Annotated in this window: 11 protein-coding genes and 1 pseudogene; 9 read left to right on the plus strand and 3 right to left on the minus strand. The window is 33.1% G+C overall.

Annotated elements, in window-relative coordinates; genetic code table 11:
* The first annotated feature begins 2 nt into the window (after positions 1–2).
* The 7 genes from ACQH2P_RS06355 to ACQH2P_RS06385 all read left to right on the plus strand — a co-directional run bounded on the left by ACQH2P_RS06355 (position 3) and on the right by ACQH2P_RS06385 (position 8,326).
* On the plus strand, positions 3–1,394 hold the full coding sequence (locus ACQH2P_RS06355; RefSeq protein WP_425363489.1) for a Ppx/GppA phosphatase family protein: 1,392 nt from the start codon (positions 3–5) through the stop codon (positions 1,392–1,394).
* A gap of 256 nt (positions 1,395–1,650) precedes the next feature.
* Complete coding sequence (locus tag ACQH2P_RS06360; RefSeq protein WP_425363490.1) at positions 1,651–2,067, plus strand: 6-pyruvoyl trahydropterin synthase family protein; 417 nt, start codon at positions 1,651–1,653, stop codon at positions 2,065–2,067.
* Between the two features lie 3 nt (positions 2,068–2,070).
* Complete coding sequence (cutA, locus tag ACQH2P_RS06365) at positions 2,071–2,382, plus strand: divalent-cation tolerance protein CutA (protein ID WP_425364124.1); 312 nt, start codon at positions 2,071–2,073, stop codon at positions 2,380–2,382.
* 253 nt (positions 2,383–2,635) lie between these two features.
* On the plus strand, positions 2,636–2,800 hold the full coding sequence (locus ACQH2P_RS06370; protein WP_425363491.1) for a hypothetical protein: 165 nt from the start codon (positions 2,636–2,638) through the stop codon (positions 2,798–2,800).
* A 35-nt stretch (positions 2,801–2,835) separates the two neighbouring features.
* Positions 2,836–4,041, plus strand: a complete 1,206-nt coding sequence (locus tag ACQH2P_RS06375) for a dicarboxylate/amino acid:cation symporter (protein WP_425363492.1) — start codon at positions 2,836–2,838, stop codon at positions 4,039–4,041.
* Between the two features lie 242 nt (positions 4,042–4,283).
* Positions 4,284–5,570: a citrate synthase gene (locus ACQH2P_RS06380; RefSeq protein WP_425363493.1), complete on the plus strand. Its 1,287-nt coding sequence runs from the start codon at positions 4,284–4,286 to the stop codon at positions 5,568–5,570.
* 77 nt (positions 5,571–5,647) lie between these two features.
* Entirely contained in the window at positions 5,648–8,326 is a 2,679-nt protein-coding gene (locus tag ACQH2P_RS06385) for a UvrD-helicase domain-containing protein (protein ID WP_425363494.1), read from the plus strand.
* Positions 8,327–8,646: 320 nt separating this feature from the next.
* Here ACQH2P_RS06385 and ACQH2P_RS06390 read toward each other — a convergent pair.
* The 3 genes and pseudogenes from ACQH2P_RS06390 to ACQH2P_RS06400 all read right to left on the minus strand — a co-directional run.
* A pseudogene (locus tag ACQH2P_RS06390) lies at positions 8,647–8,776 on the minus strand (ISAs1-like element ISRba7 family transposase); the annotation flags it as partial.
* An 8-nt stretch (positions 8,777–8,784) separates the two neighbouring features.
* Positions 8,785–8,931 (minus strand): hypothetical protein, encoded by a 147-nt coding sequence (locus ACQH2P_RS06395; RefSeq protein WP_425363495.1) that lies wholly within the window; start codon positions 8,929–8,931, stop codon positions 8,785–8,787.
* A gap of 157 nt (positions 8,932–9,088) precedes the next feature.
* Positions 9,089–11,761, minus strand: coding sequence for a glycoside hydrolase/phage tail family protein (locus ACQH2P_RS06400; protein WP_425363496.1), 2,673 nt, complete (start codon positions 11,759–11,761; stop codon positions 9,089–9,091).
* A 216-nt stretch (positions 11,762–11,977) separates the two neighbouring features.
* Between ACQH2P_RS06400 and rpmI the strand changes: the two genes are divergently transcribed.
* Positions 11,978–12,181: a 50S ribosomal protein L35 gene (rpmI, locus tag ACQH2P_RS06405; RefSeq protein WP_425363497.1), complete on the plus strand. Its 204-nt coding sequence runs from the start codon at positions 11,978–11,980 to the stop codon at positions 12,179–12,181.
* A 27-nt stretch (positions 12,182–12,208) separates the two neighbouring features.
* Positions 12,209–12,565: a 50S ribosomal protein L20 gene (rplT, locus tag ACQH2P_RS06410; RefSeq protein ID WP_425363498.1), complete on the plus strand. Its 357-nt coding sequence runs from the start codon at positions 12,209–12,211 to the stop codon at positions 12,563–12,565.
* Positions 12,566–12,801: the final 236 nt, after the last annotated feature.

The raw sequence follows: 12,801 nt of genomic DNA on the forward strand, positions 1-12,801 counted from the left end.
CTATGCGTTCAGCTATTATTGATATTGGTTATAATGCCGTAAGAGCTGTAGTTTATGAATGTGATAGACTTGGAGCTCCAGAAATTTTTAATGATAAATTTAAAAGTGATATTATTAATTTACTTAATCTAGATAATTTAGAAGTAAAACATCAAGCATATTTGTCACTACAATATTTAGTACATATTTTTGATAGGTTATCAGTAACAAATGTTAAATGTGTTGCCACTGCTGTACTTAGAGGGCATCCAAGAGCTGAAGAATTTAGAGAGATAGTTAAGAAAAAATTTAACATTAATATTGAAATTATTTCGGGTGATCTCGAGGCTTATCTTACAGCTTCCGGATTAATTTCTGGTATTAATGATGCTTGTGGTATCGCAGCAGACCTAGGGGGTGGCAGTCTTGAGCTTGTCCAAATTAAAGATCAAAAGGTAGGAATATTAAAGTCTCTACCTTTAGGCACTGGTCTAATCACTAATACTCGCTTTGACGATATTAATATAATTAGTCAAATGATCAAAAAAGAGTTTGAAGGATTACATTGCTCAAATTTATATTTAATAGGAGGAGCTTTAAGATTAATTGGACGTTCTTACATGGAATTTGTTCATTACCCTCTTAAAAATTTACATAACCTTGAAATAAACAGTAAGGAATTTGAACTCTATCTTGAAAAATTGGCTCATGCTAATACGCTAAAAACACAATACAAGTCAATAATTCATGGTAATGCAATTTTAGTGGCAAAATCTATGCTAAATGTCTTTTTACCGGAAAAGGTAATAATTTCAAATTATGGTTTAAAAGAAGGAGTTAGATTTGATTGTCTTCCTAAAGAAGAACAGCAAAAAGATATTCTTTATGAACGAATCAAGACATTGGTAGATTTTGACGAGTCTACTTGTAATATCAAAAATTATACAGAAGTTATTAGACCTATCTTAATTCAACCAGATGCTACGACAATTAGTATAATTGCTTTGGTCATAATGCTTGCACAATATAATAAGAATATTGATAGAACGCTGCGTTCTAATTTTATTGTTGAATTTATTTTAGCTTCAGATATTCCTTTTAGTCACCGTCAAAGATTGATGCTTAGTATGGCTCTGGCACTTAGCTATACATCAAAAAGTGATACATATATTAATAGGTTGGCAAAAAGAATGATTAGTTCGTATGATTATTGTAATAGTTATATAATAGGTAATTTTATAAAAATTGCTAGGGAAGTTGATGGACCAAGATTTCAATCTCCATCTTTTGCTTTTGAATTAAAAGATGATAAATATATTGAAATTTCTACACTAAATATTTTACCAAAACCAGTTTTTACAAAACTGTGTGAACGTCTAAAAGCTATAGGTTTTGCTCGAAGAAATATTTATTAGACTTCCTGCATAAGTCAAAAAAGCCCTCGGGATTTTTAGGAGAAACGAAGCCGAGCACCGCAGCGTACTTAAATGTACGTGAGGAGCGGAGGCAAGTTTCGACGACAAAATCACCAACTAGATTGACTTATGCAGGAAGTCTATTGAAATAACAACTTATAGCTAACCCGGTCAGTATTTATCCATAGCAATACTTCCATCATTGCTGACAAAATATTTGTGGGTAATAGTAATAAGGCACTGAAGAGAAGAAATTATGATAAAATGTACTCGCAAAATTGAATTTGATGCAGGTCATAGAGTTGTTGGGCATAAGAATAAGTGTCAATTTCTACACGGTCATCGTTATGTCCTTGAAGTTACCGCTGGATCTGATGTGGTCGATAATCTTGGTATGGTAGTAGATTTTGGTCACATAAAGTTGGTAATAAAAAATTGGATAGATAATAATTTTGATCATAATCTTATATTACATCAAAATGATAGAGAAATAGGAGAGCAAATATGTAACTGGACTGGTCAAAAAGTATATTATATGCCACAGAATCCAACAGCAGAGAATATAGCATTACACTTAAAGTTGGATATTTTGCCAAAATTATTTACTAATAGCTCCTTTTTTATTACAAAAGTCAAGTTATTTGAAACACCTAATTGCTTTGTTGAGGTATAAGTGATACAAAGATGTTGTGTAATTTTAACTACGACCGATAACCAGCAAGTAGTAGACAAGTTAACCATTAGCTTGTTGGAAGCAAATCTAGCTGCTTGCATACAAGTAGACAATATAGTCAGCTATTTTAAATGGGAAGGCAAGATATCTTCTGTACCAGAATATCGTATTATGGTAAAAGCTAAGTCTGATAACTATAATATCATAGAAAAGATGATTATTGATATACACAATTATGATCTTCCGCAAATAATAAAGCTTGACATTCAAGATGGGCTACCGGCGTATTTAAACTGGGTAACTCAAAGTATCTAATTTTAATAGAGTGTTTATTAGAACTAAGATTTACTTAATTATAGTAAGAAGAGTTGTATTATTAGACTTCCTGCATAAGTCAAAAATAGTTGAGGGATTTTTAGGAGAAACGAAGCCGAGCACCGCAGCGTACATAGACGTACGTGAGGAGCGGAGGCAAGTTTCGACGACAAAATCACCAACTAGATTGATTTATGCAGGAAGTCTATTGTACAGCTAACCCAACTAACATTACACCAAATGTAAAACGTCATTGCGAGGAGCTACTTTAGTGGCGACGAAGCAATCCAAAAAAGTGATTAGAAATGGATTGCTTCGTCGGCTTATGCCTCCTTGCAATGACGGAGTAATGTTAGCCGGGTTAGCTATAATACAGCTACTTTTTACTATGTATATTCACATGAAATCAGCAAAATAAGTTTAAAACACTCTTTAATTTAATTAAGTATAATAATGAAATTATGGAAAAAAGTTACATTGGGGTTAATCTTAGGTATATTGTTTGGTATATATTTTCCTGAATATGTATCTTACATAAAACCGGTAGGAGATATTTTCCTGCGTTTGATCAAAATGATTATTGCTCCTTTAATATTTTTTAGTTTAGTATCTGGCATAACTAGTATGAATGACCCTGCTTCTCTTGGTAGAGTGGGGCTAAAGGCTGTTGCCGCTTTCTTAGGCACGACCTTCTTTGCCGTAGTTTTTGGTATTACAGTTGCACTTATATTAAAGCCAGGGCATGGTGTGCATATTAACTTTGATGTTGCACAAACTATAACGCAAGAGAAATCCTTTAATATATTTAATTTCTTTGTAAATATTGTGCCTGATAATGTAATAGGCTCCTTTGCTAATTCTAATGTTTTGCAAATTGTATTCTTTGCAATATTTTTTGGACTTGTACTAAATAAAATGGATGTTAGTGCTGCACCGATTAAGAATTTATTTCATATATTATCAAAAATAGTGTTAAAAATGATCTCGATGATCATTCAACTTTCGCCATATGGTGCATTTGCTTTAACGGCTTGGATAGTTGGTACGCAGGGCTTTGATGTAATGATTAGCTTGTCCAAATTAGTTGTTGCGGTAGTTATTGCTATGATATGTCAATATGGTATTTTTGGTATGTTAATTTATCTATTTTGTCGAATATCACCATTACCTTTTTATAGAAAAAGTCTAGAATATCAGGTGCTTGCCTTTTCTACTTCTAGTAGTAAGGCAACGCTTGCCACCACTATGCAAGTTTGTCGCGAACGACTAGGTATATCTGAATCTAGCACTTCTTTTGTATTGCCACTTGGTGCATCGATAAATATGGATGGGTTTGCGATAAATTTAGCTCTTACTACCATATTTTTTGCTCAAATGATGGGTGTGGATTTAGCGTTACATGATTATTTAGTCATTATTATTACCTCAACTCTTGGATCTATAGGTGGAGCTGGTATTCCTGGAGCTTCTTTAATAATGCTACCTATGGTGCTGTCTTCAATCAATTTACCGATTGAAGGGGTTGCTATAATTGCTGGAATTGATAGGATATTAGATATGCTACGTACTACCATTAATATCACAGGTGATGCAACAATTACCTTGATTATCGATAATAGTGAAGGTACTCTGGATAAAGATACATATAACTCAGTGTAAAATATTATAATTTTAGTATTAGTGGGCAATAAAAAATATGATAGAGTAGTATAACTAATCCGAGAAGGTTTTGGTCATAGTAAATTGACGTCTATTAGCAAGGAGCCGCTTTAGTGGCGACGAAGCAATCCACAAAGTAATTAAAAATGGATTGCTTCGTCGCACTTCACTACTTTCTCGCGAATAGACGAAGAAGCTATCTAGAACTTTAACAGGTTAGCTATATGATAAAATGAGGATATATGAAAATAGAAAATGTTGAGTTAAAAATAGGTGATAAGATTTTTAATTTACCAATAAAAAAAGCCTCGTTCGGTCAAGATGTTATTGATGTTAGCAGTATATATTCATTAACAGGCTATTTCACTTACGACCCTGGCTTTATGTCTACAGCAGCTTGTAAATCGGCTATAACGTATATAGATGGTGATCAGGGGATATTGAGATATCGGGGATATGATATTAAAACATTAGCAGAAAAAAGTAATTTCTTAGAAGTAGCATACTTACTACTAAATGGCGAATTACCGACTATCAATCAATATAAATCTTTTTCCCAGAGAATTACTCATCATTCTTTGATTAATGAGCAGCTTAGAAATTTATTTATGGCTTTTTGCCCCTCGGCTCATCCTATGGCAATTATGCTAGCTGTGGTAGGATCTTTATCTGCATTTTATCCGGATTTTTTAAATATAGAAGAAAATGAACGTGAGTTGATTGCTATTAGAATGATTGCCAAAATGCCAACTATTGCGGCAATGGCATATAAATATTCAATAGGACAGCCGTTTATCTATCCTGATAACAGTCTAGATTTTACTGAGAATTTTCTTTATATGATGTTTTCAACACCTTGTGAGAAATATAAGGTGAACCAGGTAGTAAAAAATGCCTTAGATAAAATATTTATCCTCCATGCTGACCACGAGCAGAATGCCTCCACTTCAACAGTACGTTTAGCCGGATCATCCGGAGCCAACCCGTTTGCTTGTATCAGTACTGGCATAGCCTCTTTATGGGGTCCAGCACATGGCGGAGCTAATGAGGCAGTAATTAACATGCTGAAAGAAATTGGTACCATAAACCGTATTCCAGAATATATCGCAAGGGCAAAAGATAAAAATGATCCATTCCGATTAATGGGTTTTGGTCACCGAGTTTATAAAAGTTATGATCCAAGAGCAATTGTACTTAGAGAAACTTGCAAAGAAGTGTTAGATGAGTTAGGAAATCGTAATAACCCCTTATTACAAATCGCTACTGAGCTTGAAAAGATTGCTCTCAATGACCAATATTTTATTGATCGCAAACTTTATCCGAATGTCGATTTTTATTCTGGTATTATTTATCAAGCTATGGGTATACCATCGCAGATGTTTACAGTACTGTTTGCTATAGCAAGAACTGTCGGTTGGATGGGGCAATGGAAAGAGATGCACGAAGATCCAGAGCAAAAAATTAGCAGACCGCGACAATTATATACTGGGTATGTACAAAGAGAATTTATGCCATATGATAAAAGATAAGATAATTTTATTTATTTTAAGTTATTTTTACCTTATTCTTTATTCACCCAAATAACAACCAATTTTAAGAATAAGCAGTGTACTCTATACTTTATTATTATAATTTAGATTATAACGGTCTTGAGGCAAAATTTGATAAGGTTATTAAATTTCTACAGGAAGGCGATTTTAAATCAGCAGAAGTTAAAAAGCTAAAACCTACTGATTATTTCAGAGCTAGACTGGATATAACTAACCGAGTATTGTTTAAACCTATAAGGCATAATAATCAATATTACTTACTTATTTTAGAAATAATTCGAAATCATGATTATAGCAAATCGAGATTTTTAAAAGGGGGAGCAATAATTGAAGAAGATGTAGAATTTAAGTCACTAGAAATAGCTGACCTTGAATTATTGAATGGTAGCCCTACAAACACTTCGCCTGTTCGTTTGTTGAATAAATTTATTATCTTTGATAAACAGCAAGAAGATATATTACATTGTAATCTACCGTTGCTTATTATTGGCTCTGCTGGTAGTGGGAAAACCTCAGTAACTTTAGAAAAACTTAAGGAGCTTGAAGGAAAAATTCTCTATATAAGTTTATCAAGCTATCTCGTTCATAATTCACAAAAATTATATTTTGCGTGTAATTATAGTAATAGTAAACAGTATCTTGATTTTTTATCTTTTCGTGAGTTTTTGGAAACTATAGAAATTCCTAAAGGGAAACCAGTTAATGAAAATATATTTTTATCATGGTTTACCAAGCAAAAGATTTCTGGAACTATAGGAGATGGGCGTAAGCTATTTGAAGAATTTATAGGTGTAATAGCTGGTTCTTCTAATGATAGGGCTTACTTAACCAAAGAAGAATACCTAAATTTAGGAATAAAACAATCTATCTTTTCTCAAGAACAACGACATGACATTTATGATCTTTTCCAAAAATATACTAAATTTTTAGAGCAAGAAAACTATTATGATAGTAATATTATTGCTTATAACTATCTTAATTTAGTTGAGGCTACTTATGATGCAATTGTTGTCGATGAGGTACAAGATTTTACTAATAGCCAATTATCTTTAATATTAAAAAGTTTAAAAGATAAGAGACAATTTTTGTTATGTGGGGATGCTAATCAAATAGTCCATCCCAATTTTTTCTCTTGGTCTAAGCTAAAATCTTTTTTTTATAGTGATACAGAGTTAAATACCACTAGTATCACCAGAATTCTTGTAGCAAATTATCGTAATAGCTTAGAAGTTACTGAGTTGGCTAATCGGGTGCTACGCTTTAAGAATTATCGTTTTGGTTCAATCGATAAAGAGAGCCATTATCTTATAGACAGTACCTCTGAAAAGCATGGTAGTGTTAGCTGTTTAGAAGCCACACCAAATATTATCAAAGAGGTAAACACCCGAACATCTAGATCAACAAGTTATGCTATTTTAGTATTATATGAGCATTGCAAGCAGAAGGTCAGAGAAGTCTTTAACACACCTCTGATATTTACTATCCAAGAAGCAAAGGGTTTAGAATATGAAAATATAATTCTTTATGACTTTATATCTTCTGAACAAACTTATACTATTATTAGTAAGGATATGGATCGATCATTTCTTGATACAGATTTTAAATATTCTCGGACAAAAGAAAAAACAGATAAATCCCTAGAAATATACAAATTTTATGTAAATTCTTTATATGTTGCAATCACTCGGTCTATTTGCAATGTTTATATGATAGAATCTAACCCAGCTCATAAGCTCTTGAGACTGTTAGATATTAATCAAATTAAGGAAGTAACTATTGAAGCTAAAGAATCTTCTAGAGAAGAGTGGCAAAAGGAAGCAAGTAAGTTAATAATACAAGGTAAAGAAGAGCAGGCTAAAGCCATTGAAGATAGTATATTGCAACATAAAGTAATTCCGTGGGAAATTATTGATAATCAACAATTAATGCAATTGCAGGATGCTGTATTAGTGCAAAAGACTGCTAATAAAAAGGATATAATTAAATTGCTAAATTATGCAATAATCTATTCTGATGCTAGTATAATAAAAGAACTGCAAGATATCGGAGTAAAGGCTGCCAATAATATTGCCAGATGTATTACTCTAATGCAGGATGAATATTTCATTGATTATATTTATAAAAATGTTAATGCTGTGTTACAAAAGGTTGATCAATTTGGTATTGATTATAGAAATGAGTTCAATCTTACCCCTTTAATGTGTGCTGCATATATTGGTAAAAAGTCACATATAGAAACACTAATTTCTTTAGGGGCGTCAGTAGATGTAATTGACAATAACCGTCGCAATGCCTTTATGATTGCCATAGCTAGGGCAGGAAGTGATATAAAATATTGTACCGGACTATTCCCAGACATCTATGAATATTTAAAACCAGATGCACTTATAGTAAAAATAAATAATAAGCTAGTTAAGATTGAATCCTATAAATCTGAATATTTTTTGCTCTATCTTTTGTTAACAAAAATAAGGAATATCACCCGCGTCAAGGATGAGCATCATATAGTGTTTAGATCTGGCACTATTGGTGATATGCTGAAGAATATGCCAGAAAATATTGTACCTAAACAACGCAAAAGTGCTGAATATATAAGGAGCATACTTGCCCGCAATGAGGTAAATAGTAAGTATCCTTATAATAAGCATTTATTTACCAGAATAAAAATAGGAGTATATAGTCTCAATAAGGAATTACAGATAAAACTTAATGATGATTGGCAAGTATTATATTAGTATGGGGTTGCCAGGGCAGTTTAAAAATTGCAACTAATGATATAAAATACTAGATTATAGAAACGAATAACCGTCATCGCGAGCCACGAAGTGGCGTGGCGATCCAAATAAACAGCTTGTTGTTGTATTTTTGCCGTTGCAATTTTTTGGATTGCCGTGTCGCAGCGAAGCGGCTCCTCGCAATCACGGCGGCCTCATGAACAATTAGTTAATTTCTATTAAAGCATTAGTAAAACGTTTTAAGTTCTTTGGTGACCAACCCATAGTAAGCATCATTTTGGGTCTAGTCTCCCTTTGAGTCTTTATTTTATTTAAAATATTTAATACAAATCTTCTGATAATTGCCATATTCGCAGGAGCATTGCCTTGTCTTATGCTACTTGCATCCTCGTTAAATACCACGTCTAGTATCCAATGCATAGATTCAACTCCCCAATGGAACCTTATATTCTTTAACATTACTTCAGCAGAATTGTTGGAACTACTGATATAGTGAAACCTATTGAATTAGGTGATACAAACTTTGTGTTAACCTTGCGAAAGCAGGTATCTAGATTCCCGCCTACGCGGGAATGACAACTTACAATCGTTATGTTCTTTATCACCTAATCCTATGAGCATAACTATAACATTCCTTCCAGTTCTTGCCATATCTTGATGTTATCCATTCCTTATCTCATCTCCTCCTTCAACTATGCCATACATTCTAATACATTTTATATTATTTATAAACTACGACTGTAGTACTAGAGCCTTAATGGGTTAGCTATAACTTTCAACCTCATCAATAATTCCGTGTATTTCAACTATCAAACGAGATAATCTCATGGAGATAATCCTAATTTGATATTGAAAATTCCGATAATACAATAAGATAAAATCCCCGGGTCGATATTTGATAAAATTTGCTGGCATGATAAATCTTAAAACTTTAGTTTCAGTAGCAGCATTTTTTAGGATTAACTGCCCTAATCTTTCAGCTTCCAGATAAGATAATATAATAGGTAACTTTAAGACCGGAATAGCTCTATGTGAGAAATTCTCACTATTTATCTGGCAAAAGCCATTATTATAATCATCATATCGATCAATAAAGTTTAGTTCTATTTTACCAATAATGCTAGTTTTAGAAATTTCCATTTGTTCTAAATAACTATTGCTTGATAGTTTAACCAATATTTTTGAACTAATATTACAGACAGGAGAGTATCCACGCTTAATGAACTTAATTTGCTGCTGATAAGCTATGATATCAAAAAAATATATAATTCTTAGGGAATTAATAATATCAATACAAGACAAAGATTTATTTAATACCAGCCCTTCTACAGTTTCATCAACAGTCGATATATCAATATTGTTTAATGGGATACCGCATCTATTAGACAATTCAAGAATTATTGCTGCTAAATTACAAGCTCCAAACTTATTATTCACCCAATGTCCTTTCGCCCATAAGTTACCATCTCGCCAAATATTACTATGTGGCCAAGCTGGATAGGGTCTGGCATCCCAAGTCCATAAAAACATTTGTTCGATATATTCTTGTGTTTGCCAATATTCAATAAAACTCCTAATAGCTTTACGCTGAATAGAGAAATCAACTTCACCAGTGGAATATCTAGGTATCCCACCATCAATACATAAAGGATCAAAGAATATATTAGGCTGATTAGTTGCTTTATCAATGGAAGGAAAACCAAACTCCGTAAACCAAATTTTCTTTATTTTGGGTTGCCATTCTGTTATTACGCCATCAGGATTACGATGATAATTCTCCCACCAATGTCTTAAATTTTTCCAAGCATAATCCGCGGATAACTGATGTTGATTATCCTTCTCATCTATAAAGTAATCATACCCTTCACCTGATTGCCAACCTTTAATGATTTCTTCTGACGAAATTCCAGAATTTACGGTTCTTGTTGCAGGAAAATAAGCATCAATACCGACAAAATCTATATATTCTGAGGCAAATAACTTATCTAAATTATACCATCCGTCTTTTGTATGGTGATATTCTGACCAATCAGCTGCATACGTGACAAGTACATTATTACCAACGATCTTTTTGACTAATTTTGCCAGTTTTATCAATTCAATAACCGCCGGGAAATTATTATGCTGATCTCTGATACTAGTTAAACCTATTAACTCAGAACCGATTACAAAACTATCAATATGATCCTTAACTAACTCAGCATAATGCAGGATAAAATCATTATAACCTTCATCTTTATTAAAGAAATCTACTACCGAACTTACCGAGCCTGTTAAATGACCACGCCATGGCTTTTGCCAAACATCTAAAAAAAACATTGGATAAAACATAATTTTAAAGTTTCTACGTTTTAACTCCTGTAAGTAACGTGTGATACTCGCATCATTAACAGTACCGCCATATTTAGGGAAATTATCTGCATCTCGTGATACTAACCTTGCCGTATCACGTAAATATTTACCAACTTGCCATTGTTCTGAGTATTGGGTATGTGGGTCATTAAATTCTACGGCAGGTTTAATAGTACAATTTTTAATATCCAAACTATCACCAAACCAACATACAACTGGTGCAACCCATTTGATGTTAGGGCATATAATTTTCATTTGCTCCAGACTATAAACACTATCAGCAATATTACGGTAATTATGGGAATTTATTGGTTTTTTACTAATTATACTACCCAAAGAGTTTGTGATAGTTTTATACTGTACCAAGCAATCATAAACAAACTCGCCTGATCCTGGGATGATATTAATCGACTCAACCAAATCTTCTACACTCTTGCTTTCGACGTAATTAGGGATGTTAGCCTTTCTGGTTACTTCAAAGGAAAAATTTGGTATAGAATTATTAAAATCAGCTAATGGTAGCTCTTCAAATACCGCGTAGCTTAATCCGCGAAAGGCTGGTGCTTGACCTTGAGGTTCAGTCGCAGCAATTAAAGGATCGGCTATTTGCTCTTCTGACCCTAAATAAAGCCTGAATTTATATTGTTCAAGATTGAGTAACTGATCATTAGCCCATACTCTAGCAATTTCAGCAATTTCGCCTTCACATATGCTAACGGCAAAGGATAAATAATATTCACACTCTGTTAAATTATGTATGGCTGCAGCTTCTTGAGTATTTGATACATCCCGTTGTGAAACACTGGTAATTTGTACTTCCTTAATTTGATTTGCCCAAATTATTTTACCATTGACCCTTGCTGTACCAAAAACTAAGGCTATTGGATGCCCATAAACGGCTTTCGATAAGACAAAACTTTCCCTAATATTCTTAAAATGATAATATTCCTCAGGTTCATAATTTAAATATTCTAAATAATCGCCTAATGCCTTACCTGCAAATCGCCCAATAGTCGATAATATACCGCCACCAAAAACGCCACCAATACTACTTCCTATGTTACCTAAAATCTGACCAAACATATTAATATCTTATATTTTTTAGTTAATATAAGATACTATATCACATAATATCTCTGCACTAAGTGTATCGACTCAGTTAATTTATATATTAGACTAATATGTAAATTAACTTGCAATAACCCATAAAAAATATTATACTCCACCATATAGCAATATGGCTTTGGTATGCCTAATTTTTGCTATACAGTCTTAAAATACCAAATAAAGGAACTAATAATGCCTAAATTAAAAACAAAATCAGCTGTAAAAAAACGCTTTAAGCTTACCGCTACCGGTAAAGTTTGTGCTACTCAAGCTGGTAAAAAACATTTCATGAGACGTCGTACAAAAGCTCAACTTCGTAACCTTAGAGGGACAACGATTCTTTGTGATCAAGACGCAAAGAATATAAAAAAGTTCTTCCTTCCATATGGAATTTAACAATTTAACTAAGGAAATAGGTGAGATATGTCACGAGTAAAATCAGGAAAAATTTCAAAAAATCGTCATAAAAAAATTCTCAAACTTGCTAAAGGTTACAGAGGAAGGTCTAATAATTGCTTTAAGGTAGCAATTGAAAAGGTTGAGAAAGCTTTACAATATGCTTATAGGGATCGTAGAAATCGTAAACGTGATTTTAGAGGACTTTGGATACAAAGAATTAACGCAGCAGTACGCGAGCATGGTTTAGTATATTCACAATTTATGGGTGGACTTAAAAAAGCTGCAATAGATATCGATCGGAAGGTGCTAGCTGAATTGGCAGTCAACAACCCACAAGGTTTTGCAGATATAGTAGCTCAAGCCAAGACTCAGTTGCAATAGATTTCTTGCATAAGTCAATCTAATTGGTACATTATGTCGAATTACACTTTCACTACAAAATAAAAAATGTAGGGTACTATGCTTCGCTCCTCACGTACATTTAAGTACGTGAGGGTAGCAAGCTTCATTTCTCCTAAAAACCCCGAGGGCTTCTTTGATTTATGTAGGAAGTATGATATCATGAGCTATGTAATGAAATATATTGCTTAGAGGAAACCTACGGTAATGGTTCAAGC

This window comes from Candidatus Tisiphia endosymbiont of Hybos culiciformis, from assembly GCF_964030975.1.
Classification (GTDB): Bacteria; Pseudomonadota; Alphaproteobacteria; order Rickettsiales; family Rickettsiaceae; genus Tisiphia.

Excerpts from the sequence above, each read along its gene's own strand:
- ACQH2P_RS06380 (WP_425363493.1), top strand. The coding sequence starts at position 4,284 with ATGAAAATAGAAAATGTTGAGTTAAAAATAGGTGATAAGATTTTTAAT.
- ACQH2P_RS06375 (WP_425363492.1), top strand. The coding sequence starts at position 2,836 with ATGAAATTATGGAAAAAAGTTACATTGGGGTTAATCTTAGGTATATTG.
- rpmI (WP_425363497.1), top strand. The coding sequence starts at position 11,978 with ATGCCTAAATTAAAAACAAAATCAGCTGTAAAAAAACGCTTTAAGCTT.
- rplT (WP_425363498.1), top strand. The coding sequence starts at position 12,209 with ATGTCACGAGTAAAATCAGGAAAAATTTCAAAAAATCGTCATAAAAAA.
- ACQH2P_RS06400 (WP_425363496.1), bottom strand. The coding sequence starts at position 11,761 with ATGTTTGGTCAGATTTTAGGTAACATAGGAAGTAGTATTGGTGGCGTT.
- ACQH2P_RS06360 (WP_425363490.1), top strand. The coding sequence starts at position 1,651 with ATGATAAAATGTACTCGCAAAATTGAATTTGATGCAGGTCATAGAGTT.
- ACQH2P_RS06355 (WP_425363489.1), top strand. The coding sequence starts at position 3 with ATGCGTTCAGCTATTATTGATATTGGTTATAATGCCGTAAGAGCTGTA.